Raw genomic sequence first — 25,277 nt, forward strand, 5'->3', positions numbered from 1 at the left:
GCGATGAATGCCATTACGACCTCTATCCGTCGCAGTGCCATCGGCCTCGGGCTGTTTGCCGTGATTACGGGTGGCACCATTGCCCTGACCCAGGGCATCACCAAAGACCGCATCCAGGAACAGGCCGAGCGGGCCGAAGCACGTGCCCTGTTTGAGATTATCCCCGAACACCAGCACGACAACGATATGCTGCGCGATGTCATCACCCTGCCCGCCAACGCTCGCCAACCGGGCAGTGAACCGGTCAAGGCCTGGGTGGCCCGGCGCAATGGCCAGCCAATTGGCATGATCCTGCCGGCCGTTGCTCCGGATGGTTATTCCGGTGAGATCCGATTGCTGGTAGGCATTGATCTGGACGGCCGCATACTGGGCGTGCGGGTCACCAACCACCGGGAAACCCCGGGGCTCGGAGACCGTATTGAAACCCGGAAATCCGACTGGGTATACGGTTTTGATGGTCGCTCGCTGGGCAATCCGCCCGCCGAGCAGTGGAACGTAAAAAAGAATGGTGGAGTGTTTGACCAGTTTACCGGTGCCACCATCACCCCCAGGGCGGTGGTCAAAGCCGTACAGCATTCGCTGGTCTACTTCCGCCAGAACCGGGATATTATCCGGGAGCGGCTGAACGAACCACCCGCGCCCAGAAACCGAACCCTGACTCCGGAAGCCATTGCCGGTGAATCCACTCCTGCGGAGCATTCCTGATCATGGCCACTAAATCATCCGCTGAAATCATCAGAGACGGCCTGTGGACCAATAACCCTGCCCTGGTTCAGGTGCTCGGCTTGTGCCCACTGCTTGCCGTAACCAGCACCGTGGTGAATGCCATTGGCCTCGGAATCGCCACGCTGATGGTACTGATTGGCTCCAACCTGTCGGTCTCCATCATCCGTAACTTCGTCAACGAATCCGTCCGCCTTCCGGCGTTTGTGATGATCATCGCGTCGTTTGTAACCTGTGCCGAATTGCTGATGCAGGCCTTCACCTACGAGCTTTACCAGATTCTTGGCATTTTCATTCCCCTGATCGTGACCAACTGCGCCATCCTCGGCCGTGCCGATGCCTTTGCCTCCAAGAACCCGCCACTACCGGCCCTGCTGGACGGCGCGATGATGGGTCTGGGCTTTCTGGCGGTGCTGGTGGTACTGGGTGGAATGCGGGAACTCGTAGGCCAGGGCACACTGTTTGCTGACATGCACTTGTTGTTGGGGCCCATGGCAAGCGATTGGGTGGTCCGCCCCTTTGAACACTACCCGGACATGCTGTTTATGGTACTGCCGCCGGGGGCTTTCGTTGGCCTCGGCCTGCTGATTGCACTCAAGAACGGCATTGATCACCAGATCAAAGAGCGCCGGAAGGCGGCAGAGCCCGCAAGCACCAGTGCAGGCAGCAAACGGGTACGGGTAACCGGCACCATTTCCTGAACAACGAATTTTGAGCCACCATGAACAAACAGAAGCGAATTGAGATTTTCACCCGGCTACGGGATGAAAACCCCAATCCCACGACAGAGCTGAACTACAGCACACCGTTTGAGCTGCTGATTGCCGTGATTCTGTCTGCTCAGGCAACGGACGTAGGGGTGAACAAGGCCACCGATAAACTGTATCCCGTCGCCAACACACCTGAGGCCATCTACGCCTTGGGCGTGGACGGCCTGAAGGACTACATAAAAACCATCGGCCTGTTTAACAGTAAGGCCGAGAACGTTATAAAAACCTGCAAGATTCTGATTGAGCAGCACAACAGTCAGGTACCGGACAACCGTGAGGCCCTGGAAGCCCTGCCCGGCGTTGGCCGTAAAACCGCCAATGTAGTGCTCAATACGGCGTTCCGACAGCCTGCGATGGCGGTTGATACCCATATTTTCCGGGTTTCCAACCGCACCGGTATTGCGCCGGGCAAAAACGTAGTCGAAGTTGAGAAACGACTGATGCGGCTGGTACCTAAAGAATTTCTGATGGATGCCCACCATTGGCTGATTCTGCATGGCCGATACACCTGTACCGCCCGCAAGCCCAAGTGCGGGGCCTGCCTGATTGAAGATCTTTGCGAATTCAAGCAGAAACGGGACTACCAGTAATCCAACATTAAAAAGCCGGCAAATGCCGGCTTTTTCGTAGGCAAGCAGATTGCTTCAGCGTTTGCCCAGCATCTTCTCTTTCAGGTCTTTCTGAGCCGGCTTGTCAGACAGCCAGATACCAAACAAGGCTTTCTTGAACTCCAGGTCGCCCACGGTGTCGCGCTGTTCACCGTTTTTAAGCACCTGAACGCCCTGCTCCGGCACATAGACCAGATCAAAGACATCGCCTTCTTTGATTTCTTCCTGGAACACCGCCATGAACTGGTCCACTTCAGCCTGAATACCAGACAGGTCACCACCGGTGGACGCCTGGAATCCCTCCATAGTGGCTTCTGTCATCCGCTCGCTGGTGATCATGCCAGAGGTGATATGCAGGGTAATGGCCTGGGGTTCATCGGCATCAATAACCGCTTCAGCATCGGCCACTTTCTCCGGGACATAAAGGCCACCAACGTACAGATTCATAAACCACTTGGAGCGCGTGCCTGCGCCGTTAAGCTGCAACTCCTGGCCCATGGCAGAATAGGTGTCCGGCACATCGACACCGCCAACATTCAGGGCATAAGCCGGTGCAGCCAAAGCGCCTGTCAGCAGCAGAGATGCGCAACCTGTGATAAGCGTCTTCTTCATAGTCCTTTCCTTTCGATCATTATTATTGAATGTTTCATTCGTCCCCGGATTCGACAGCCTATTCCCGCCGGGAGACGACATTCTAACAATGAAAATTAGAGGCCTATCGCCACCTGGTTCTCAATTGCTGCCACATTTAACAAAAAAGCCAGCCATGTTGCCATGGCTGGCTTTTTCCTCCTCCCTGGCCCCGGGCTATTTAAACAGCAAGCTACCAGACAAACCTTCTTTTTCCAGAATTTCCCTGAGACGCCGTAACGCCTCAACCTGGATCTGGCGCACTCTCTCACGGGTCAACCCGATTTCCTGGCCCACCTCCTCCAGGGTACTGATGGGGTAACCACGCAACCCAAACCGGCGGGAAAGCACTTCCTGCTGTTTATCGCTCAGCTGGTCAATCCACTTTTCCAGGCAGGAACACATGTTGTTGTCCTGCAGCAGATCCGCCGGGTCCAGAGCGCCTTCGTCGGCCACCGTATCCAACAGCGATTTGTCACTGCCCGCGCCAATCGGCGTGTCCATGGAGGCCACGCGCTCATTCAGGCCGAGCATGCGCTTCACATCCGCCACCGGCTTGTCCACCATGCGGGCTATTTCCTCGGCGGTGGGCTCGTGGTCCAGCTTCTGGGTCAACTCCCGGGCTGCCCGAAGATACAGGTTCAGTTCCTTGACCACGTGAATGGGCAGGCGGATGGTGCGGGTCTGATTCATGATCGCCCGCTCTATGGTCTGGCGAATCCACCAGGTGGCGTAGGTTGAAAACCGGAAGCCCCTTTCCGGATCGAACTTTTCAACAGCCCGGATCAGCCCGAGGTTACCCTCTTCAATCAGGTCCAGCAGGGTGAGACCGCGATTCACGTAGCGCCGGGCGATCTTCACAACCAGTCTCAGGTTGCTTTCAATCATGCGCTTACGGCCAGACTCTTCGCCTTTGCGGGCCAGCCGCGCGAAGTAGACTTCTTCCTCGGGAGTGAGCAGTGGTGAGAAACCGATTTCATTGAGGTACAGCTGCGTGGCATCGAGCTGCTTCTGACTGGTGAAATATTTTCCCTGGGTGGGAAAGTCGTCTTCCGCTTCTGCCATCGAGTCGTCTGCTGATGGCTTTTCAGGTTTGTCTTCCGCTAACAGATGATCGTCTGCGTCATCCAGATCTGCAACACGATCAATAATGATGTCTTCTTGCTCTGCTGACATGGTGTACCCCGCCTCTCAATAATCCTGTTTCGCCCGATACTTCTTGTTATTGCGGGCTGGTTCCGGTTGTGGTTTTCTTCAGGACATTAGCTTGTTGGCTGGCAATCACAGTTGCCGTTTTTATTTTTTACTTTGCGGTTTTCTGTCAGGCCTTACTGGCAATCACCTCAGAAACATCCAGCTTTCTGATCAATCAACGTCTTGGCAGGTATCTGGCCGGGTCAACCGGGTTGCCGTTCTTGCGAATCTCGAAATGCAACATCGGTTTGTCTGTACCAGAACTGCCCAGTTCCGCGATTACCTGTCCGGCTTTTACCTCCTCCCCTTCCTGCACCAAAATCTTCCGGTTGTGGGCGTATGCACTCAGGTAGTGCTCGTTATGATTTACGATAATCAGGTTTCCGTAACCCAGCAACCCATTACCGGCATACACCACACTTCCGCTTGCCGCCGCCTTCACAGCATCACCGGGATTCCCGGCAATATCAATACCTTTATTGACTTTTCCTGACTCTGAGAAGTTTGCAATAACGGTGCCAGAGTGCGGCCAATTCCAGCGGATATCAGAAGCTACCTGACTACTCGTGCGTGTCTGGGGCGCTGGAGCCGGTGCTCTGGAAGCAGGTTTGGACGCCGTGGGCGCCGGTGCCCTGGTGCTGGGTCTGGGAGCAGGCGCAGATTGCCTGGGCGGAGGAGATGCCTGGGCGGTCTGGCGAATGGTGCCCTTCTTGTCGAGCCGGAGCACCTGCCCGGCTCTGATGTTCCAGGGTGGCGCCAGACCGTTGGCATCACCCAATTCCCGATAGTCCCGGCCATAACGCCAGGCAATGCCGTATAGCGTTTCCCCGGGTTTCACAACATGACTACCCCAATACACAGGGGGGTTGTAGAGGTCGTCGCCATAGATCGCGTTGGTGTTGCAGCCGGATAACCCAAGCATTGCCAACAGCAGCAGGACAGCAGATACCGCAACGGGCAGGCCAGTGCGCCGCCGGCAGAACGCTTCCGTAGCAGGCGGGAGCCTGGTCGGAAAAACAGCTTGAATGTGCCGGCTAAAGAGAATCACGTAATAACAAACGCCTGATTATGATAAATCTATCTAAGAAACTGATCACTTTCGATGCAATTTCTCATGTTTCAGGACTAACTTACTAATATATTGCACATTTTATAATCAATTCCAAGTTACTCTGCGCACAGGTTTGTTACCGTCCGGAACGACATTTTGTGCGTCAGGTAACACTTTTATCGGTCAGGGCGCGACATTCTGGTGCCGTCGGGCCGATATCCTCCCAAACCATTCCAACGCAAGCACAACGACCAAACCCGCAATAGCCATGGTGATAGCCATCAATATCTGCGGGTCCTGGCCATACAGGCTGGCCCAGGTTTCCGGGCCTACCGGAGACTGGCTCACAGCCACTTGTTCACCAGCACTATTGGTGCGCCAACTCAGGGTTTTCTGCCATGGCCATACCTTGCTCAGTGCCCCCACCATAAAGCCCGTCAATAGCGCTAATACGGTGTCGTGAAAATGCCGGAACGCCAGGGTGATTATCCGGGCAACAGACAGAAGCCCAATCAGGCATCCTGCAGCAAACAATCCCAGATGGGCCAGCTCAACGGATTTTATCGCGGCCAGAACCGGCGCATACATCCCGATAATCAACAACAGAAAACTGCCGGAGATGCCGGGCAGGATCATCGCACAGATAGCCAGCGCCCCCGCCCCCAGGAACGCAATACCCGTTGGCGCCAGCTCACTGGCGGGTAAGGTGGTTACCCACCAGGCAAACACGATGCCGCACGCAAGCGGAATCAGCAATACCGGCGCTACCCGGCGAACCTGCTGCCCCACGTGCCAGACAGAGGCAACAATCAAGCCGAAAAAGAAGCTCCAGATTAACACCGGGTGGGTATCCAGAAGCCAGGTGATCAGCGAGGCCAGGCTAACAATACTGGTCAACACACCGGCCAGCAGGCACACCAGGAAGGTACCATCCACCGAGCGCCAGAAGCCGGCCACATCCCCTTTCAGCAGGTTGCGGACAAAGGCCACCGGTGTGGCGCTAATGGCTTCCAGCAGGCGAAAATAGATGCCGGTTATGAATGCAATGGTCCCGCCAGACACCCCCGGCACGATATCCGCTGCCCCCATAGCCATGCCCCGCAGGAAAACCGCTGCAGGATGATGTTCACGGCTCGTTTCGCTATTGGTGGTAGGCTGCATCAGCGAACAACCCCACCCAGCAAGGGTACAAAATGAACCGGTTCCAGCTCGCGCCGCTCGAAACGGTCACCACGGCGGATGATCTCCACCAGAACCTGCTGGTGTTCGCCAACCGGGGCGATCAGCACACCACCGTCGGCCAACTGATCGAGCAATTCCTGCGGCACATCCACCGGCGCAGCGGTCACGATAATGCCGTCAAAAGGCCCCCGCTCGGGCCAACCCATACCACCATCTGCATGCTTGAGCATGACATTACGAATATTGAGCTGCCGCAGCCGGTCCCGGGCCCGCTCCTGCAACGGGCGTATGCGTTCAACACTGTAGATGTCATCGAACAACTGCGACAACACCGTGGTCTGATACCCGGAACCGGTGCCCAACTCCAGCACTCGTGCCGGCTGATGCGCCAGAAGCAACTCCGTCATGCGGGCAACGATGTAGGGCTGGGAGAGGGTCTGGCCATAGCCGATGGGTAGTGAGGTATCCTCGTAGGCGCGGTGGGCAAGGGCTTCGTCCAGAAAGATGTGTCGGGGTACCTGACCAATCACCTCCAGTACCCGATCTGATTCAATGCCAGCTTCCCGCAACCGCTGCACCAGTCGCAGGCGGGTGCGCCTGGATGTCATACCGATCCCTTCAAGTTGAGCGATCACGATGTCGCCCTCCTGGCACCTTCCAAGCCATCTACCCAGTCCCGCAGCCCTGGCAGTGCTTCGTAACGGGTCATATCAACGTGGACAGGGGTAATGGAAACATAACCCTCACGTACCGCATGGAAATCCGTGCCAGGCCCGGCATCGCCGCCGCGGCCTGCGGCACCAATCCAGTAGCGCTGTTTGCCTCGGGGGCAGGTCATCGGAACCGCCCCTTCTGCCCTCTCCCGATGGCCCAGGCGAGTGACCTGGATACCGGAGAGCTCGTGCCAGGGCAGATCAGGAACGTTCACATTGAGGATAGAGCGAGGCCCCAAGGCCAGGGCTCGCTTGTCTTCCAGCAGCAACCGAACCACCCTTGCGGCGGTGTCGTAATGGAAATGGCCGTCGTTAACCAGCGACACGGCAATAGCCGGCAGGCCAAGGTGACGCCCTTCGGTGGCTGCCGCCACGGTGCCGGAGTAGATAATGTCATCGCCCAGGTTGGCGTGGGTGTTGATACCGGAGACCACTCGATCAAAGGGCTGATCGAACAGGCCGTTCACCGCCAGATGCACGCAATCAGTGGGCGTACCATCAACCGAGTGAAACCCATTGGGATGCTCTTCCACCGTCAGCGGGCGGTTCAGCGTCAAGGCATTACTGGCTCCGCTATGATCACGGTCCGGTGCCACCACCTCCAACACACCAAGGCCCCCAAGGCCTTCAAACAGGGCCACAAGACCCGGCGAATGCACGCCATCATCATTGGACAACAAAATACGCACAGTGTTCTCCGCTAGCTTTCTTGCTTATTATCACGGCTGAGGCTCATGTCCTGCAGCTCAAAAATATCTCCCAGCACCGTGGTGGCATACTGCCCTGGTGGCAGGAAAAACTGTAACCGCAGGGCATTGTCATCCAGCCACTGCCAGCTCAAATGCTCAGGCCGGGTTACCAGCCCCCGACGTTCCGGTTTCATTCGGGTACTGAGAAACAGCCGCTCGAACTCCGGGTGTTCCGCAACCACGGCCCGCTCAAGCTCGGCCAGCTCTCCGGTTGCCAGAGTGCCACCATCGCCCCACAACGGTCCGGTGGGACGGTCATCCTCAGAAGGCTCACCGGGCATGCCATTAAACCAAGTGCCTGCTTCAACCCGAGCAGCCAGAACTTCGTTGAACAACCAGGAACGTGCCGCCGAAAAGTACAATACGTTTTTCGAACCGCTTCCGCCACCGCCGCGACGGCCGCCTTTCTTCCGGTTCAATCGGGAAGGGTCAAGATTCACTGCCCGTTCCAGATTGCCGCCGCCAATGCCAAACCGCTGCGGCCCGAAATAATTCGGGGCTCCCCGCTCGCCAAGCAACGTCAGCGCCTGCTCAATGTCCACTCTATTGCCACTGACTTGCCTTAACACCAGATCAAATTCATTGCCCAGATGCTCGCCTCGGCGAAGCTTGCGTGCATGGCGGCCACTCGCCAACACTGGCCACCGGGCACCAATGGCTTGCAGCAGCGCAGCATCCTCGGATTCCCGGCCCGGGCAGTAGAGACTGAACCATTGCTTGGTAACCGCATGGCGATCCTTCAAACCACAAAAGCCCACCTCAAACGCCTTGCAACCCGCCAAGGCCGCCAACTCCCGGGCAACATACTCGGTATTGTCGCCAGACTTCTCAAGACGCACGCACAAGTGCTCACCGGCCCCTCCATGCACGGAACCTGGCAATTCAGAATCTGGCCAGAGTCTCTCTGTAACCCGGAAATCCTCAGGAACCGACTTTAACTGCGCCTTGCCCGGGCGCTTACCTGAAGATGTGGGCCACTCAAGACGCCAACGGCGCGCACCGTTATCCTGACTCACATGGCCACCGGTTCGAGCAAACACACTGCCTGGCAGGCAATGCCCTCACCGCGCCCGGTAAAGCCAAGCTTCTCCGTGGTGGTGGCTTTCACGCTCACCCGATTCACCGGCACCCCCAGATCCTCAGCAATATTGAGACGCATCGCCTCCACATGAGGTGCCATCTTCGGCGCCTGGGCAATAATCGTGGTATCCACATTCACCACAGCAAAGCCTTCCTCCAATACCCGCTGCATCACCCGACGCAACAGATCCCGGCTATCGGCCCCCGCCCACTCGTCGCTGGTGTCCGGAAAAAAATGCCCGATGTCCCCCAGCGCCACCGCACCAAGCAGTGCATCCGCCAGCGCATGCAACAACACATCGCCATCCGAATGGGCTTTCAGGCCATGACTATGGGGAATCTCAACGCCACCGAGAATGACAGAACTGCCCTCACCAAAGGCATGGACATCAAAGCCCTGACCAATGCGCATCATCGTCTCCGAGAAAAACAGAAATAAGCAAAAGGCGGGAAAACCCTACAGCCGGCCCAGAATAAACTCGGCCAGCGCAAGGTCAGACGGCACCGTAATCTTCAAGTTATCCGGCCGCCCTTCCACCAGAACAGGCATCTTACCGGAAAACTCCATCGCAGAGGACTCATCGGTAACCGGCTGGTTATTTTCAAGACAAGACTCCAGGGCCGCCCTGAGCGCACCAAAGCGAAACATCTGCGGCGTCAACGCCCGCCACAACCGACTCCGATCCACCGTCTGCGCCACCTCTGGCGGAACGCCGTCATCCGCCAGCTTCAAAGTATCCGCCACCGGCGCCGCCAGCAGCCCGCCAACCGGGTGGTCCGCCAAAGTATCAATCAGATTGGAAAGATCATCGGCATGCAAACACGGCCGAGCCGCATCGTGCACCAGAACCCAGTCGGAATCCTCCGCCCGCCCTTCCAGCGCATGCAACGCCGAAAGCACCGAATCCGCCCGCTCCTTGCCCCCGGTACAACTCTGGATACGATCATCCTGAGACGACTCACTATCCGGCCACCAGTGATCTGCCGGATTCAACGGCACCATACAACCCTTGAACGGCGCGTTATCCAACAAACGGGAGAGCGTGATATCGAGGATAAAACGGTTATTGATCTTGAGGTACTGCTTGGGACATTCAGCTTTCATGCGCTGGCCGATGCCAGCGGCAGGAACAACAAGCCAAAGAGATGGTTTATACATGATCGCACGCACAATGTTTGGAGAAGTGACGGGGGTGTCCTTTCCGGGAATGTCTGTGGCCAGGGATGGCCACAGTCAAGCGCACAGGGATGTGCTTGTAGCGTTTCCCGGAAAGGACACCCCCGTTGCTTCTAACTCCGAAACTAATTCTCGACGACCAAAAAGAAAGTCTCGTCTTCACGAATAAGCCCGAGATTCATGCGGGCACGCTCTTCCACCGCCCCCTGCTCGTTACGAAGATTCCGCACCTCCGCATAAAGCCGGTCATTACGCCCCGCCAACCCGGCATTCTCAGCCCGCTGCTCAGCAATCGCCTTCTCCAACGACCAAACCTGCGCAAAGCTACCCTCCCCGACCCACAGGCGAACCTGCAGCAGGAGAATCAGCACTACCAGAATGGCCCAAAGCGTTTTCATGCCCAATTAGCTCAGAAAATAACCAGATTTATCGAAAGAGTCGAAGGTCAAGTATAGACCTTATAGTAGATTAGCAACAAATTCTCGTAAGTCACTGTACAAAAAGGCCATCGTGTCCGAATTTTCATCCGGAACGCGATGGCCTTAACATTTTGTTACTTACCAGCGAGCGCTGGCAGGTTCAAAAATGTCGCAGGTCTTAACCCTGACCCTTGATCTCGCTCAGGCCACGGTAAGGTGCCTTACCTTCCAGCGCTTCTTCAATACGCAGCAGCTGGTTGTACTTGGCAACCCGGTCTGAGCGGCACAGAGAACCCGTCTTGATCTGGCCGGCACAGGTCGCAACCGCCAGGTCTGCAATGGTGGTGTCTTCAGTTTCACCGGAACGGTGAGAAATCACCGCCGTATAGCCGGCGTCCTGAGCCATCTTGATGGCATCCAGGGTTTCGGACAGGCTACCAATCTGGTTGAACTTGATCAGAATGGAATTGCCCACACCCTTCTCGATACCCTGCTTCAGGATCTTGGTGTTGGTGACAAACAGATCATCACCCACCAACTGCACCTTGCTACCCAATTTGTCAGTCAGGATCTTCCAGCCATCCCAATCGCTTTCGTCCATGCCGTCCTCGATGGACACAATCGGATAACGCTCACACAGGCCAGCCAGGTAATCGGCGAAGCCTTCGGAATCAAAGCTCTTGCCTTCACCAGACAGCTGATACTGACCGTCTTTATAGAATTCGGAAGAGGCACAATCCAGCGCCAGGGTTACGTCTTTACCCAGCTCATAGCCAGCGTCTTCAACAGCTTGCTTGATCGCAGCCAGGGCCGCTTCGTTGGACGGCAGGTTCGGCGCAAAACCACCTTCATCACCTACGGCGGTGTTCAGGCCCTGAGACTTCAAAACTTTCTTCAAGCTGTGGAAGATCTCGGCGCCGACACGCAGAGCCTCTGCAAAGCTCTTCACAGCAACCGGCTGAACCATGAACTCCTGGATGTCCACGTTGTTATCCGCGTGCTCACCACCGTTCAGGATGTTCATCATCGGTACCGGCATGGAGAATTCGCCGGGAGTGCCGTTGATATCAGCAATGTGCGCATACAGCGGCTTCTTCAGAGAAACAGCAGCCGCCTTGGCCGCTGCAAGGGAGACTGCCAGAATGGCGTTGGCGCCCAGGTTGGCCTTGTTCTCGGTGCCGTCCAGATCCAGCATAATCTGGTCCAGACCACGCTGATCCGCAGAATCTTTACCGACCAATGCATCACGAATCTTGCTGTTTACCGCATCAACCGCTTTCAGGACGCCCTTACCCAGATAACGAGAAGCATCACCATCACGCAGCTCCAACGCCTCGCGGGAACCGGTGGATGCACCAGAAGGCGCACAAGCGGTGCCGATGGTGCCGTCTTCCAGAATAACATCGGCTTCAACGGTAGGGTTGCCGCGGGAATCCAGAACCTCACGGGCTTTGATGTTGGCAATCTTGGTCATTCGATTGTTTCTCCAGTCTTAACTTTTAATTTGGTGCCGGAGCGAACAACTGGAAAGCCTTGGCGAAAACCGCTACGAGCACATCCATGTGCGCTTCTCTCAGGCCATCCTTGGCCTTCGAAATTTTCGCCAAGGCTTTCCAGTCATTCGCTCTCGTAGTCCGCAGTATGCCGTCAGGTTTGGCGACTTCAGGAATATGCGGTCGTTCAAATAGCCGACACCGCCAATCAGGCGGTGTCGATAGGTTTAAAACTTTTCACCAGATCGTCTACAGCTTTCACCCGCTGCAGGAACGGCTCCAGCTGGCTCAGGCGCAAAGCGCACGGGCCGTCGCACATGGCCTTGTCCGGGTCCGGATGGGCCTCCAGGAACAAGCCTGCCAGGCCTTGAGACATACCCGCCAGCGCCAGGTCGGTAACCTGCGCACGCCGGCCACCAGCTGAGTCTGCTCGTCCGCCGGGCATTTGCAACGAATGGGTCACATCGAACATCACCGGCACATTCATCGATTTCATGATGCCAAAGCCCAGCATGTCCACCACGAGGTTGTTATAACCGAAGCTGCTGCCGCGCTCACACAAGATAACCTTGTCGTTGCCGGCTTCTTCACACTTGGTGATGATGTGCTTCATTTCCTGGGGCGCCAGGAACTGGGCTTTCTTGATGTTGATGACCGCGCCAGTTTTGGCCATGGCCACCACCAGATCGGTCTGGCGGCTCAGGAATGCCGGCAACTGGATGATGTCACAGACTTCCGCCGCAGGCGCTGCCTGCTCCGGCTCGTGCACGTCAGAAATGATCGGCACACCAAACTTGCTTTTGATGTCTGCCAGGATCTGCAACCCCTTCTCGAGGCCAGGGCCCCGGAAGGAGTTGATGGACGAGCGGTTGGCCTTGTCGAAGGACGCTTTAAAAACATACGGGATGCCAAGACGACCGCAGACATCCACGTACTTTTCAGCAACCTCAAAGGCAAGTTCACGGGACTCAAGTACGTTCATACCACCGAACAATACGAACGGGTTGTCGTTGGCAACCTCAATGCCCGAGACGTTTACCTTGCTCTGCGCCATGCTCAGGATCCTTTCCGGTTGGCCAGTGCCGCCTCAACAAAGCCTTTGAACAGCGGGTGGCCATCGCGCGGTGTTGAGGTGAATTCCGGGTGGAACTGGCATGCCACGAACCACGGATGTTCCGGCGCCTCAACGACTTCCACCAGCTTGCCATCTGCGGAACGACCAGAGATTTTCAGGCCGGCTTCCTCAAGGCTGGGCAGGAAGTGGTTGTTGACTTCATAGCGGTGGCGATGGCGCTCGCGAATGGTTTTCTTGCCATAGCAGGCAGCGATCGTGGAGCCGTCTGTCAGTATGCAATCCTGCGCACCCAGGCGCATGGTGCCGCCCAGATCAGAAGCTTCGGTGCGCGCTTCGGTAGCACCACTGGCATCCAGCCATTCAGTGATCAGCCCAACCACCGGCTCCGGGGTGTGCTCGCGGAATTCGGTACTGTGGGCGTCTTTCAGGCCGGCCACGTTGCGGGCGTATTCGATAACCGCCACTTGCATACCCAGGCAGATGCCCAGATACGGAACCTTGTTTTCACGGGCGTACTGAACAGTGCGGATCTTGCCTTCCACGCCCCGTTCGCCAAAGCCGCCCGGCACCAGGATGGCATCGGCGGATTCCAGCACACGGGTGCCATCACGCTCGATGTCTTCGGAGTCAATGTAGTTGATATTGACCTTGGTGCGGGTCTTGATGCCGGCGTGCAGCAGGGATTCAATCAGCGACTTGTACGCATCCAGCAGCTCCATGTACTTGCCGACCATGGCAATGGTGACTTCCTGCTGCGGATTCATCAACGATTCCACAACGGCATCCCACTCGCCCAGATCTGCTTCACGGGCATCCAGACCGAAGCGCTCGATGACCAGCTGGTCCAGGCCGTATTCGTGCAGCATGCGCGGAATGGCATAGATGGACTTGGCGTCCTGCATCGGGATAACCGCCCGCTCTTCCACGTTGGTGAACAAGGCAATCTTGCGACGGGAGCTGGCATCCACTTCGTGCTCGGAGCGGCACAGCAGGATATCCGGCTGCAGGCCGATGGAGCGCATTTCTTTTACGGAATGCTGGGTCGGCTTGGTTTTGATCTCGCCGGCGGTCGCGATGTAAGGTACCAAAGTGAGGTGCATGAACAGCGCGCGCTGCGAACCTACTTCCACCTTCAGCTGACGACAGGCCTCCAGGAACGGCAGGGATTCGATATCCCCGACCGTGCCGCCCACTTCAATCAGGGCCACGTCAGAGCCGGCTGCGCCTTCCACCACACGGCGTTTGATTTCGTCGGTAATGTGCGGGATCACCTGCACGGTACCGCCAAGATAATCACCGCGACGCTCTTTACGGATAACTTCTTCGTACACCCGGCCGGTGGTGAAGTTATTGCGCTTGCTCATGGGGGTACGAATAAAGCGCTCGTAGTGGCCCAGGTCGAGGTCGGTTTCCGCGCCGTCTTCGGTGACAAAAACCTCACCGTGCTGGAACGGGCTCATGGTGCCGGGGTCCACGTTGATGTACGGGTCCAGCTTGAGAATAGTGACCTTCAGGCCGCGTGCCTCGAGGATGGCTGCCAGTGAGGCAGACGCAATACCTTTGCCTAATGAGGACACGACACCGCCGGTGACGAAAATATAACGCGTCATGCAGATTCCGTGATTATCTGGTTCGGTGAAGGAGGGAGATTGTTCATCTCAAGATGGGTCGCCAGACTACCAGAAAGCCCCCCTGTACTCAATCACAATCCCTCTCCACAATCAGCCGCCAGCCGGCGGCAGGGGCGCTTCCCGAGTATTGTTCAGAACACCACAAATCGCCAACGGCAATCAGCTCACTGGCACCGGGTGTTTCGTGGTAAACCAGCGGCAGTAAAGCCCTCTCCCAGGGCGGCACTCCTTGTTCCTGCAACCAGGTTTTCAACGATCGAGAGTGCCCGCCCTCCTCAAAGCGAAGCCTTTCGCCGCCCTGCCTCGTAGATACCCGTATTGGCGGGGGCGCTGCTTCCGGTGTAGTGGCTGTTGGCGTGAGCCGTAGTGTCCAGGGGCCCCATTGCAGCGTGCGGCCGGGCTCAAGGCCAGCGGAGTGCGCCGGCACTTCCACGTTTGGCACCAGGTACAGGTAGCCCCGATATCGCCGCAAACTGAAACCATCACCACGAATCTCCGGCGTCCGGTCTTCGCCGGCCTGAACCAACTCCGCCAGCGACTGATCCCAATCTGCCAGGGCAGGCATTTTCAAACCCTGCCGGTGAATCCACCATCGAACCAGATTTCTCTGCTCCAACGGGCTCAGGGCCTGAATCGACGCCAGTCGGAGCTGACCTGAATCAGAACACATCTGCCACTGCAGTTCCGCCAGCCGATGACTGAGCGTATCGCTTTCGGCGCAGGCCCTGGCACTGTGCTCCATCCGTTTCAGCAGGCCAGGCCAGCGCTCCTTGAGCCCCGGCAGCACAGCGTGGCGCAGGTAATTGCGATCAAATGCCAGGCTGGTATTGCTGGGATCTTCCACCCAGGAGAGACCGACATCCCGGGCAACCTGCTCCAGCCGGTCACGGCTTACCGCCAGCCAGGGTCGAAACAGGGCTCCCTGGCCAAGACGGCGGCTTTCAGGCATGCCCGCCAGACCCGTTACACCGGTTCCCCGGAGCAAACGAAACAACACCGTTTCGACCTGATCGTCTGCGTGGTGGGCCATCAACAACAGGTCGCCAGCCCCCAGTACCCGCCGGAACACGTCATATCGGGCCAGCCTGGCCGCCTCCTCAAGACCACCGGAGCCAGACTCGCCCACTGCAACGTCCACACGCTCAACCAGGAGGGGAACAGACAACCGCTCACAGAGCGACCGGCAGAACTGCTCTGTCTGCCGATGATTAGGCTGCAGTTGATGATTGATGTGCAAAGCACAGACATTACGGTGGCAGGCTGCCGCCACATGCAATAATAAGACGGAGTCCAGGCCACCACTGAGGGCGACCAGGATGCGGGAGCTGTCAGGGAGTGAGCTGACCGGCCCGCGCAAGTCGTCGGGCCAGCCAGATTCCCGGGCGGTGTTACCGCCCGCTTTCATATTTGGTAAGGCGCTCGTACCGGCGGGACACCAATTCGTCCAGAGGTAACCGGCTCAGTTCCGCGACACCCTTGGCCAACCTGGCCTTCAGGGTTTCAGCCATCCTTTCCGGATTACGGTGAGCACCGCCCAGAGGCTCTTCAATCACATTGTCGGCAACACCCAGTTCTTTCAGGCGCTGGGCGGTGACACCCATGGCCTCGGCAGCCTGGGCTGCATACTCGGCGCTTTTCCAGAGAATGGAAGCGCAGCCTTCCGGCGAAATAACGGCATAGGTGGAGTACTGCAGCATATTCAGCTGATCACACACACCAATGGCCAAGGCACCACCGGAACCGCCCTCACCGATCACTGTAGAGATAATCGGCGTTTTCAACCGGGACATGACCGCCAGGTTGAAGGCAATGGCCTCACTCTGGCCACGCTCTTCGGCGCCGATACCAGGGTAGGCACCCGGCGTGTCAATGAAGGTGAGGATTGGCATCTTGAAACGCTCGGCCATTTCCATCAGGCGCAGGGCCTTGCGGTAACCTTCCGGGCGAGGCATGCCGAAGTTGCGCTTAACCTTGTCACGCACTTCGCGGCCTTTCTGATGGCCGATTACCATTACTGGCTTGTTGTCCAGCCGGGCTGTACCACCAACAATGGATAAATCGTCGGCGTAGCGGCGATCGCCGTGCAGCTCGTCGAAATCTTCGAAAATCAGATCAATGTAATCCTGGGTGTAGGGCCGGCGCGGGTGCCGGGCCAAACGGGCAACATCCCAGGACTGCAAATCAGAAAATATGCTTTCTGTCAGACTGACACTCTTCTTCTTCAACCGACTGATTTCATCGGTGATATTGATGTCGGTGTCGTTGCCAACCATGCGAAGCTCTTCAATCTTGGCTTCCAGGTCGGCGATCGGCTGTTCGAAATCAAGGTAATTAGGGTTCATGATGTTCCATCATTTGATTGCCAGGCAGGTTTCACCCCACCAAAACCAGAATTTGGGACAAAGATAGCAGTGCAACCGGCACAGCTAAAGCGGACATTGGTATTAATCATAGACCAGTTCCACGGACTTCTCGCCTACCAGGTGTCTGAGCTCGAACAACAGGTTGTCATCCGGCTGTACTCGCCAGGACTCACCCAGCTCAATGCGGGTTCTGGCCTCAGCACTGCTGTATTCAATCCACACCGGGCTGCCTTCGTTGCGGAACGGGCGCAGGGTATCGTCCAGTTTGTCCAGCAGCCCGTTCTGCAACTGTTCCGCGTGCAGCGCCAGCCGGATGCCACGGCTGAACTGCTGCCTCGCGGTGGCCACGTCCATCACTGAACTGACGCGCATTTTCATTTGCCCGGAGTAGTCATCGTGGCTGACCTGCCCCTCCACAACGATCACCTGATCTGACTGCAGCAGTTCCCGGTTCTCGAAAAACGCCTCAGAGAACAGGGTGGCTTCTATCCGAGCACTGCGGTCATCCAGTGTAATAAAGCACATGGTGGAACCCGTGCGGGTTTTCATGGTGCGCTGGGCAACCACCAGGCCAGCCACCCGCTGGGGTGACTTGTTGGGCTTCAGATCCGCGATGGAGTTACGGACAAAACGCCGGACTTCCCGCTCGTATTCATCAAACGGATGGCCCGTAAGATAGATACCAAGGGTATCCTTCTCGCCCTTCAGGCGTTCTTTTTCAGGCCACTCCCGCACATGGGCCACATCGGCGTAGGGGTCTTCACCCTCACCGCTGCTCTCCAGCATTTCGCCAAACATATCCATCATGCCGGCGGCATCGTTTCGGGATTGCTGGTCTGCCTGCTGCACGGCCTTGTCGATACTGGCCATCAGCTGCGCGCGCCCGGCACCCAGTTTGTCCATGGCCCCGGCCCGGATCAGCGCCTCCATGGCACGCTTGTTGACCTTCTTCAGGTCAACCCGGCGGCAGAAATCGAAAATATCCTGGAACGGGCCGTCTTTGGCGGCCTCCACAATGCTATCAATCGGGCCCTCACCCAACCCTTTGATGGCGCCAAGACCATAAACAATCTGCCCGTCGTCATTGACGGTAAAGGTGTAAGCGGAACGGCTGACGTCCGGCACCAGCAGGTCCAGCTTCATGTTCCGGCACTCTTCCACCAGCGTGACCACCTTATCGGTGTTCTGCATATCGGCGGTGAGTACTGCGGCCATGAATTCGGCCGGGTAGTGGGCCTTGAGCCACAGGGTCTGATACGACACCAGAGCATAGGCGGCGGAGTGGGATTTGTTGAAACCGTAGCCGGCGAACTTTTCCACCAGATCGAAGATGTTCTCCGCCAGGGTTTCATCGATGCCATTATTGGCACAACCCTCCAGGAAAAATGCCTTCTGCTTGGCCATCTCTTCCGGCTTTTTCTTACCCATGGCCCGGCGCAGCATGTCGGCGTTACCGAGGGTGTAGCCCGCCATCACCTGGGCAATCTGCATGACCTGCTCCTGGTAGAGGATAACCCCATAAGTGGGCTCCAATACCGGCTTCAGGCCTTCATACTGATAATCCGGGTGTGGGTAAGACAACGGCTGGCGGCCATGCTTACGGTCGATAAAGTCGTCTACCATGCCCGACTGCAACGGCCCCGGACGAAACAGGGCCACCAGGGCGATCATATCTTCCAGGGAGTCCGGCTGCAGGCGCCGGATCAGATCTTTCATACCGCGGGATTCCAGCTGGAAAACGGCGGTGGTTTCCGCCTTTTTGAGCAACTCGAAGGAGCGCTTGTCTTCCAGCGGGATGGTGGCAATGTCCAGTTCTGATTGACCCTGCGCCTGTCGGCGCGGGTTAATCATGTGCAAGGCCCACTTGATGATGGTCAGGGTCCGAAGACCCAGGAAGTCGAACTTCACCAGGCCCGCGTCTTCCACATCGCCTTTGTCAAACTGTGTGACCAGGCTGCCGCCTTCGTCGTCACAGTACAGGGGCGAGAAATCGGTAATCTTGGTGGGCGCAATCACCACGCCACCGGCATGCTTGCCGGCGTTACGGCAAACGCCCTCGAGTTTGAGGGCCATCTCCCAGATTTCCTGGGCTTCTTCGTCCTGCTCCAGAAACTCCTTGAGCTGGGGCTCCTGCTCAATAGCCTTGTTGAGCGTCATGCCCACTTCAAACGGAATCAGCTTGGACAGTTTGTCTGCCAGGCCGTAGGACTTGCCCTGTACCCTCGCCACATCCCGCACCACCGCCTTTGCGGCCATGGTACCGAAGGTAATGATCTGGGAAACCGCTTCCCGGCCGTATTTCTCAGCGGTGTATTCGATCACCCGGTCCCGGCCTTCCATGCAGAAATCGACGTCAAAGTCCGGCATGGAAACCCGTTCCGGGTTCAGGAATCGCTCAAACAGCAGGTCGTACTCCAGTGGGTCAAGATCCGTAATCAGCAGCGCGTAGGCCACCAGGGAACCGGCACCGGAACCCCGGCCGGGGCCTACCGGTACACCGTTGTTCTTGGCCCACTTGATAAAGTCCATAACGATCAGGAAGTAGCCGGGGAAGCCCATCTGAATAATGATGTCCAGCTCGAACTTCAGGCGCTTGTAATACTCTTCCCGCTTCTGGTCATACTCCGGATCATCCTTGCTCAGGATGGTTTCCAGGCGCATCTCCAGACCTTCCTCGGACACATGCCGGAAATACTCGTCCATGGTCATGCCATCGGGAATCGGGTAGTTCGGCAGGAAGTATTCGCCCATCCGGACCTTGACCGAACAGCGGCGGGCAATCTCGACCGTGTTTTCAACGGCCTCGGGGATGTCCGAAAACAGTTCGATCATCTCTTCCGCGCTGCGAAGATACTGCTGGTCGCTGAATCGCCGGTCCCGACGGGGGTCATCCAGTGTTCGGCTCTCACCGATACAGACTCGGGCCTCGTGGGCTTCGAAATCGTCCGCCGTCAGGAAGTGCACATCATTGGTGGCAACCACCGGCAGGCCCAATTCAGCCGCCAGCTCGACGCTCAGGTGCAGGCAATCCTCATCACCTGCCCGCTCGGTACGCTGCAGCTCCAGGTAGTAGCTGCCCGGATACAGATTCTTCCAGTATTGAGCCCGTTCCCGGGCCAGTTCCGGCTTGCCCGCCAGCAGGGCCTTGCCCACATCGCCCATTTTGGCGCCGGAAAGCGCAATCAGACCCGCCGCACGGGCTTCCAGCCAGGCCTTCCGGATAATCGGCTTGCCGTAGCGCTGGCCCTCGGTGTAGCCCAGGGAAATGATTTCGGTAAGGTGCAGATAGCCTTTCTCATCCCGCGCCAGCAACGTGAGCCGGAACGGGTTTTCCGGCTCATCAGGATTTTCCAGCCAAAGATCGGCACCGATAATCGGCTTCACACCAGCACCCATGGCCGCCTTATAAAAGCGCACCAGCGAGCACATATTGGATTGTTCGGTGAGGCCCACCGCCGGCATGCCCAACTCGGCCACACGGCTAATCAGTGGCTTGACCCTTACCAGGCCATCCACCATGGAGTATTCGGAGTGTACGCGAAGATGTACGAACGTCTGTGCCATGGTCAGCTACCGATCAGTTGCATCAGATCTTCTTCGGTTTGGGGACCAAAGCGTGTTTCTATCAGTTTGCCCGCCGGGTCCACCACGAACGTGGCGGGCAGTGCCATCGGCATCTTCCAGCCAAAGTCGGGGCCCGGATCCTGGCCCAGCATGGTGAATTCAATGCCCATTCTCTGGCCCAGGTCCACAAGCGCGGCGCCTTCAACGCCGTCAAAATTGACGCCCAGCACCGAAATTCTCGGTGACTTGTCGAGATGATTCAACTCAGGAATCTCCTCCAGGCAGGGCTTGCACCATTCGGCCCAGTAGTTCACCAGCACCCATTGGCCACGGTAACTGTCCCAGTCCACCGCCACACCATCGGCACGTTGCAACTCCGTTCTCTCGCAACCCGCCAGGGCCAGCACCATAATAGCGGCTGGAATCAGCAGCAAGCGCCTGGGCCATTCAGAAACCTTGGGGCGGGGAACGGACGGGTACCGAGGGTACTGCAAGGTAAATCCTCCTGTTAGACTACGGCCCTCATTAAAGACCGTACTCATCACTGTTAACCGGGCATGACCATGACAGAACCAACCCGCATTTTCCATAACCCACGGTGTTCAAAATCACGCCAGACCCTTGAGCTGCTTCAGCAAAAGGGCGTCGAGCCGGAGATTATACGCTACCTCGAGACACCACCGACAGAGCAGGAACTGTTACACATTCTTGATCTTCTGGGTTGTGAACCCCGCCAGCTCATGCGTACCAAGGAATCCGAGTACAGAGAACTTGGCCTGAACGCCCCGGAACTGACCAGGGAAGAGCTGGTCAAGGCCATGGTAAATACCCCGAAACTGATCGAACGCCCTATCGTTCTGGCCAATGGAAAGGCAGCCCTCGGGCGTCCGCCAGAGAACGTACTGGATATTCTTTGAGCCATCCCCTGGAGCAGCCATGAGCAACGCTACACCGTACGTTCTTGTGCTTTACTATAGCCGCAACGGCCAGACCGCCGAGATGGCCAACCAAATTGGCCGCGGCGTCGCCCGAGCGGGTGGCATTGAGGCGAAAATCCGCACGGTTCCACCAGTGTCACCAGACACCAGCGCCAGCATGCCCCCGGTGCCGGACAGCGGCGCCCCTTACGCCACCCGTGAAGATCTCGCAAACTGCGCCGGGCTGGCCCTGGGCAGCCCTACCCGGTTTGGCAATATGGCGGCCCCGCTCAAACACTTTCTCGATGGTACCGGCGATTTGTGGCTTAACGGCAAGCTGGTTGGTAAACCTGCTGGCGCCTTCACCTCTACCGGCAGCCTGCATGGCGGCCAGGAAACCACGCTGCTGACCATGATGATGCCATTGCTGCACCACGGCATGGTACTGTGCGGGCTGCCTTACTCCGAGAGTGCCCTGAATGAGACCTCGACCGGCGGCACGCCTTACGGCCCCACCCACTGGGCAGGTACCGGTGCACAGCAGGCGCTGAGTGACCATGAAAAGGCCCTGTGCCAGGCCTTTGGTGAGCGCCTTGCCCGGCTGGCGCTCAAACTTGCCGGTTGATCACCGCCAGCATCCAAACTTTCAACCACCCGGAACCTTTTATGCTCAAAAATGAAAAAGCAAAAACCACGGCCCGCATAACCATTGCGCTGTACCTTGCGGTATTGGCCACACTGCTGTTGACAACATTCTATCCAGCGCCAGTGGAAGGCGTGTCCATTCCCCTGATGTTGACGGTGAAACTGTTACCCCTGCTGGCGTTTGCAGTACCGGTATTCCGGGGGCACAATCGCGGGTACATCTGGATGGCCTTCGTGGTGATTTTTTACTTCACCCAGGCCGTGGTCTCCGCCTGGCTGAGCGAAGGCGCCCCAGGCCCGATGATTCTCACAGTGCTTACATTCCTACTGTTCACCGTCGCCATGGTTCACCTGAAAGTAAACCGGCCGGTTGCCAACTGAGTGCCCATAACACCCGGAGAGCACAACGATGGCTGATCAAACGCCCCCCATGCCAGCACCACCACATCGGCACACCCTCACCCTGCGAGACATCTGCTCTGCCCTGGTGGAAAGTGGCGAAATCAGCCAGCAGGATGCTGAGAAGGTGCTCACGGCCAACCTGGGGGCCGCTACCCAGGACGGACGAACTTCTCCGCGGCACCCCCTGGAACTGGTTGCCATTGCCGGCATTACCAGCCTCAGGGATGGCCGAACCCTGAATCTTGATCGGCTGACCAGCTGGCTGGCCCGATGGGCGGGCCAGGATTACTACCACATAGACCCGCTCAAGATCGACACGCCGGCCATCGCCCGGGTGATGTCCTACGCCTTTGCCCAGCGCCACGGCATTCTGGCGGTAGAGATACGCCAGGATGAAGTGCTGATTGCCAGCACAGAACCATTCAAGACCGAATGGGAAAGCAACCTTCGACAGGCCATTCGCAAGGACATTCGCCGTGTCGTTGCCAACCCGGAAGACATCCGGCGCTACACGGTGGAGTTCTACCAGCTCGCCAATTCCGTGAGCAAGGCCAGCGGCAGCCAGGCCCCGGGTGCCGCCAGCAATCAGAATTTCGAACAACTGCTGGACATAGGTACCAACGAAAACCCGGATGCCAATGACCAGCACGTGGTCAAGATTGTCGACTGGTTGTTGCAGTATGCCTTTGACCAGCGCGCTTCAGACATTCACATCGAACCACGCCGGGCGGTCACCCAGGTGCGTTTTCGTATTGATGGCGTGTTGCATAACGTCTATGAGTTTCCGGAACATGTCGGGGTGGCTGTCACCAGCCGTCTGAAAATTCTGGGGCGCCTGAATGTGGCCGAGAAACGCCGGCCCCAGGACGGCCGGATCAAAACCCGAAAACCGGATAACAGCGAGGTGGAGTTGCGCCTGGCCACCATGCCCACCGCCTTTGGCGAGAAGATGGTGATGCGGATTTTTGATCCGGAGGTGCTGCTGAAGTCCTTCGAGCAGCTAGGCTTCAGTAAAGAAGACCGGGAGCGCTGGCAGGCCATGACCGCCCGCCCCCATGGCATTGTACTGGTGACCGGCCCTACCGGTTCCGGCAAGACCACCACCCTGTACTCCACCCTCAAACAGCTGGCGTCGCCGGAACTGAACATCTGTACCATTGAAGACCCCATTGAGATGGTGGAGCCAGCGTTCAACCAAATGCAGGTGCAGACCAACATCGACCTGACGTTCGCCCACGGCGTTCGGGCCCTGTTACGGCAAGACCCGGACATCATCATGATTGGTGAAATCCGCGACCTGGAAACCGCCGAGATGGCGGTACAGGCAGCGCTGACCGGCCACCTGGTGCTCTCCACCCTGCACACCAACGACGCCCCGAGTGCCATTACCCGACTGATGGAACTGGGCATCCCGCCCTACCTGATCCGGGCCACGGTGCTGGGGGTGATGGCCCAGCGCCTAGCCCGCACCCTGTGCCCCCACTGCAAGGCTCCGGGTGAGGCCGACGAGCAGGCCTGGCAAACACTGACCCGCCCCTGGAAAGCGCCGGTTCCCCGTCAGTTCTATCATCCGGTGGGCTGCCTCGAATGCCGCAATACCGGCTATATGGGCCGCGCCGGGGTCTATGAAATCATGACGCTCTCCGACCACCTGACTCGCCAGATCAATGATCACTGCGAACTCGAGCAGTTAAGGCTGGACGCCTACAAAGAAGGCATGAAATCCCTGCGCCTCAGTGGCGCACAGAAAGTGGCCGCCGGCCAGACCACGGTGGAAGAAATCCTGCGGGTGACCCCGGAAAGCCAGCGCTGAACCCGCATCAACCCGGGCGCAGACCGCACTGCTCCAACAGTTCCTGCCAGTGCCGGGTGTGCTGCATCATGGCCTGGTCCAGCTCCCGCCAGAGGCTGACTTCAGCATCGGCTGACAAATGACGCTGGTACCAGTCCTGAAAGCTCGCCGGCATAACGGCAGTTTGCTGGTCCGCCAGCTCCGCCAGAGCCCCGATCAGCGAATCCCGGGCCCGGCTGACATCGCTCATGTAGGGCTGGATTTCACCAATGTACACATTGAAGAAGAAATTTCGGACGATTTCTGATTGATTATTCGGCCGGCCATTCAGACATAATGGACGCTCATCAAGGCGCGCTTTCAGGGTCTCTGTTCCTGCATTGAGGGTTGCAATCAACAGCCGGGCGCTGTTGATCACCTGCCCGGCGCGAAACTCCGATTGCCAGCGTTGGTGCACTCCGCCAAGTGCATCGAGGGGAACATCGAGCTGCTGGACCGACAAATCGGATACGGCCCGGTTCAACTGGCCCAGGTCCCGCACCAGATCAGACACCGGGTTTCCCTCCGCGGCCACCGGATAAAACCCTTTGGACAGAGTCAACAAGCGCTCAATCTCTTCCGTTCCCCAGGTCGCATTCCATATGGCCACCGGCAATGATGCCCGCTTGCTCTCGACCGCATCCTGGAGGGTTTTCTCCAGGCGCTCGTCGTCGATCTCTGCCATGCAATCTTCCGCGGCTCGGATAAACCGGACTTCATAACGCAGCCGGTTAAGAGGCTGCATCACCCGGCCCATCACCGAGTTTCGCTCGCCAACCACATACTGAAGTTCACACCCGTACAGCGACAGAAAGTCCAGCATGCCCAGATCCAGCTCAGGCATATCAAGTACACGTTCGCGGCGACGGGGTACGGTGGAGGCAGGGGGAAGATCAGAGGGAACCGATACCGATGGCGTATCCAGCACCCGGGCAAGGCGCTCCAGGTACTCTTCCATCATCGGCTCGGCTTCGGAGAACGGATTGCAGCCGGCCAGAAACAAGGCACAAACACCCGGAATAAGCCATTTCAGACATGAACTACCGGGCATTCGACCACC

Annotated in this window: 25 protein-coding genes; 7 read left to right on the forward strand and 18 right to left on the reverse strand. The window is 57.7% G+C overall.

The features are described 5' to 3' along the window. Positions 1 to 3 precede the first annotated feature (3 nt). The 3 genes from rsxG to nth are packed head-to-tail and all read left to right on the forward strand — an operon-like array spanning position 4 to position 2,083. Positions 4 to 705, forward strand: coding sequence for an electron transport complex subunit RsxG (gene rsxG, locus ACNSOI_RS11840; protein WP_072677030.1), 702 nt, complete (start codon positions 4 to 6; stop codon positions 703 to 705). 2 nt (positions 706 to 707) lie between these two features. Next, on the forward strand, positions 708 to 1,424 hold the full coding sequence (locus tag ACNSOI_RS11845) for an electron transport complex subunit E (protein ID WP_152438407.1): 717 nt from the start codon (positions 708 to 710) through the stop codon (positions 1,422 to 1,424). A gap of 20 nt (positions 1,425 to 1,444) precedes the next feature. After that, on the forward strand, positions 1,445 to 2,083 hold the full coding sequence (gene nth, locus ACNSOI_RS11850) for an endonuclease III (RefSeq protein ID WP_072677028.1): 639 nt from the start codon (positions 1,445 to 1,447) through the stop codon (positions 2,081 to 2,083). 54 nt (positions 2,084 to 2,137) lie between these two features. On the opposite strand, the gene ACNSOI_RS11855 is transcribed toward nth, so the two are convergent. From ACNSOI_RS11855 to ACNSOI_RS11935, 17 genes are all read right to left on the reverse strand, one after another. Next, a complete protein-coding gene (locus ACNSOI_RS11855; protein ID WP_072677027.1) occupies positions 2,138 to 2,713 on the reverse strand; it encodes a chalcone isomerase family protein in 576 nt (191 codons plus the stop codon). 195 nt (positions 2,714 to 2,908) lie between these two features. Continuing rightward, entirely contained in the window at positions 2,909 to 3,907 is a 999-nt protein-coding gene (gene rpoS, locus ACNSOI_RS11860; protein ID WP_420194105.1) for an RNA polymerase sigma factor RpoS, read from the reverse strand. Between the two features lie 193 nt (positions 3,908 to 4,100). Continuing rightward, positions 4,101 to 4,847 (reverse strand): peptidoglycan DD-metalloendopeptidase family protein, encoded by a 747-nt coding sequence (locus tag ACNSOI_RS11865; protein WP_420194106.1) that lies wholly within the window; start codon positions 4,845 to 4,847, stop codon positions 4,101 to 4,103. A 312-nt stretch (positions 4,848 to 5,159) separates the two neighbouring features. Next, positions 5,160 to 6,137 carry a DUF368 domain-containing protein gene (locus ACNSOI_RS11870; RefSeq protein ID WP_420194107.1) on the reverse strand — a complete coding sequence of 326 codons (978 nt, stop codon included), beginning with the start codon at positions 6,135 to 6,137 and terminating at the stop codon, positions 5,160 to 5,162. After that, positions 6,137 to 6,793: a protein-L-isoaspartate(D-aspartate) O-methyltransferase gene (locus ACNSOI_RS11875; protein ID WP_138435507.1), complete on the reverse strand. Its 657-nt coding sequence runs from the start codon at positions 6,791 to 6,793 to the stop codon at positions 6,137 to 6,139. The genes ACNSOI_RS11870 and ACNSOI_RS11875 overlap by 1 nt, the downstream gene beginning before the upstream one ends. Continuing rightward, complete coding sequence (surE, locus tag ACNSOI_RS11880) at positions 6,790 to 7,560, reverse strand: 5'/3'-nucleotidase SurE (protein WP_342630634.1); 771 nt, start codon at positions 7,558 to 7,560, stop codon at positions 6,790 to 6,792. The genes ACNSOI_RS11875 and surE overlap by 4 nt, the downstream gene beginning before the upstream one ends. Positions 7,561 to 7,571: 11 nt before the next feature. Then, positions 7,572 to 8,636, reverse strand: a complete 1,065-nt coding sequence (truD, locus tag ACNSOI_RS11885) for a tRNA pseudouridine(13) synthase TruD (RefSeq protein WP_420194108.1) — start codon at positions 8,634 to 8,636, stop codon at positions 7,572 to 7,574. Next, on the reverse strand, positions 8,633 to 9,112 hold the full coding sequence (gene ispF, locus ACNSOI_RS11890) for a 2-C-methyl-D-erythritol 2,4-cyclodiphosphate synthase (protein WP_061332665.1): 480 nt from the start codon (positions 9,110 to 9,112) through the stop codon (positions 8,633 to 8,635). Before ispF ends, truD begins: the two co-directional genes overlap by 4 nt. A 45-nt stretch (positions 9,113 to 9,157) precedes the next feature. Continuing rightward, on the reverse strand, positions 9,158 to 9,859 hold the full coding sequence (gene ispD / locus ACNSOI_RS11895; protein ID WP_420194109.1) for a 2-C-methyl-D-erythritol 4-phosphate cytidylyltransferase: 702 nt from the start codon (positions 9,857 to 9,859) through the stop codon (positions 9,158 to 9,160). 143 nt (positions 9,860 to 10,002) lie between these two features. Then, positions 10,003 to 10,275, reverse strand: coding sequence for a septum formation initiator family protein (locus tag ACNSOI_RS11900; protein WP_022990067.1), 273 nt, complete (start codon positions 10,273 to 10,275; stop codon positions 10,003 to 10,005). Between the two features lie 199 nt (positions 10,276 to 10,474). After that, positions 10,475 to 11,770 (reverse strand): phosphopyruvate hydratase, encoded by a 1,296-nt coding sequence (gene eno, locus ACNSOI_RS11905; protein ID WP_022990066.1) that lies wholly within the window; start codon positions 11,768 to 11,770, stop codon positions 10,475 to 10,477. 227 nt (positions 11,771 to 11,997) lie between these two features. Next, a complete protein-coding gene (kdsA, locus tag ACNSOI_RS11910; RefSeq protein ID WP_058090341.1) occupies positions 11,998 to 12,843 on the reverse strand; it encodes a 3-deoxy-8-phosphooctulonate synthase in 846 nt (281 codons plus the stop codon). A 2-nt stretch (positions 12,844 to 12,845) separates the two neighbouring features. Beyond that, positions 12,846 to 14,474 (reverse strand): CTP synthase, encoded by a 1,629-nt coding sequence (locus ACNSOI_RS11915; RefSeq protein ID WP_106693685.1) that lies wholly within the window; start codon positions 14,472 to 14,474, stop codon positions 12,846 to 12,848. 88 nt (positions 14,475 to 14,562) lie between these two features. Beyond that, complete coding sequence (gene tilS, locus ACNSOI_RS11920; RefSeq protein WP_286250426.1) at positions 14,563 to 15,900, reverse strand: tRNA lysidine(34) synthetase TilS; 1,338 nt, start codon at positions 15,898 to 15,900, stop codon at positions 14,563 to 14,565. Further along, positions 15,884 to 16,837 (reverse strand): acetyl-CoA carboxylase carboxyl transferase subunit alpha, encoded by a 954-nt coding sequence (gene accA, locus ACNSOI_RS11925; protein ID WP_286250428.1) that lies wholly within the window; start codon positions 16,835 to 16,837, stop codon positions 15,884 to 15,886. Before accA ends, tilS begins: the two co-directional genes overlap by 17 nt. A gap of 102 nt (positions 16,838 to 16,939) precedes the next feature. After that, positions 16,940 to 20,422 (reverse strand): DNA polymerase III subunit alpha, encoded by a 3,483-nt coding sequence (dnaE, locus tag ACNSOI_RS11930; protein ID WP_286250430.1) that lies wholly within the window; start codon positions 20,420 to 20,422, stop codon positions 16,940 to 16,942. A gap of 2 nt (positions 20,423 to 20,424) precedes the next feature. Further along, positions 20,425 to 20,916, reverse strand: coding sequence for a TlpA family protein disulfide reductase (locus tag ACNSOI_RS11935; RefSeq protein WP_374787567.1), 492 nt, complete (start codon positions 20,914 to 20,916; stop codon positions 20,425 to 20,427). A 69-nt stretch (positions 20,917 to 20,985) separates the two neighbouring features. On the opposite strand from ACNSOI_RS11935, the gene arsC reads away from it, so the two are divergent. Genes arsC through ACNSOI_RS11955 form a run of 4 tightly spaced genes read left to right on the forward strand, consistent with a single transcriptional unit; the run spans position 20,986 to position 24,199 of the window. Next, positions 20,986 to 21,339: an arsenate reductase (glutaredoxin) gene (gene arsC / locus ACNSOI_RS11940; RefSeq protein WP_138435500.1), complete on the forward strand. Its 354-nt coding sequence runs from the start codon at positions 20,986 to 20,988 to the stop codon at positions 21,337 to 21,339. Positions 21,340 to 21,358: 19 nt separating this feature from the next. Beyond that, entirely contained in the window at positions 21,359 to 21,964 is a 606-nt protein-coding gene (gene wrbA / locus ACNSOI_RS11945; RefSeq protein WP_420194110.1) for an NAD(P)H:quinone oxidoreductase, read from the forward strand. A gap of 41 nt (positions 21,965 to 22,005) precedes the next feature. Further along, a complete protein-coding gene (locus tag ACNSOI_RS11950) occupies positions 22,006 to 22,365 on the forward strand; it encodes a DUF2069 domain-containing protein (RefSeq protein WP_061332656.1) in 360 nt (119 codons plus the stop codon). 28 nt (positions 22,366 to 22,393) lie between these two features. Next, the gene (locus tag ACNSOI_RS11955; protein WP_420194111.1) at positions 22,394 to 24,199 is read left to right on the forward strand and encodes a GspE/PulE family protein; all 1,806 of its coding nucleotides are present in this window, start codon (positions 22,394 to 22,396) and stop codon (positions 24,197 to 24,199) included. Between the two features lie 7 nt (positions 24,200 to 24,206). Here the strand turns inward: ACNSOI_RS11955 and ACNSOI_RS11960 are convergent, their stop codons facing one another. After that, a complete protein-coding gene (locus ACNSOI_RS11960; RefSeq protein ID WP_138435497.1) occupies positions 24,207 to 25,268 on the reverse strand; it encodes a DUF3080 domain-containing protein in 1,062 nt (353 codons plus the stop codon). Positions 25,269 to 25,277: the final 9 nt, after the last annotated feature.

Source organism: Marinobacter sp. GH_1 (genome assembly GCF_048595985.1).
Lineage (GTDB): Bacteria > Pseudomonadota > Gammaproteobacteria > Pseudomonadales > Oleiphilaceae > Marinobacter > Marinobacter shengliensis.